The following is a 209-nucleotide window of genomic DNA, read 5'->3' as shown; positions in this document are numbered from 1 at the left end:
GTCACGGTGTAGGTGATCACGCCGCCTTCGGTAACCGAAGGATTGGCGGTCAGGGTTGCGGTGGTGGTGTCGACCGAGTCATTGATCGTGGTCTGCGCTGGGGTCGGGTTCGGCGTCAGCTGCTCGAAGTTACCGCCGGTTGCACCAGTGATGGTGGTGCTGACAGTCGAGCCGTTGTTGTAGACGTCGTTGTCCGGGGTCTGGAAGTC

Annotated in this window: 1 protein-coding gene; it reads right to left on the bottom strand. The window is 61.2% G+C overall.

The annotated features are described in order from the left end of the window. Positions 1 to 209, bottom strand: a 209-nt coding sequence (locus tag HU770_RS26965) for an immunoglobulin-like domain-containing protein (RefSeq protein ID WP_186666651.1), incomplete at both ends; no start/stop codon positions are given.

Source organism: Pseudomonas sp. SWRI68 (assembly GCF_014269165.1).
Taxonomy (GTDB): Bacteria; Pseudomonadota; Gammaproteobacteria; order Pseudomonadales; family Pseudomonadaceae; genus Aquipseudomonas; species Aquipseudomonas capeferrum.
This window is presented reverse-complemented; position numbering and strand designations above follow the sequence as displayed.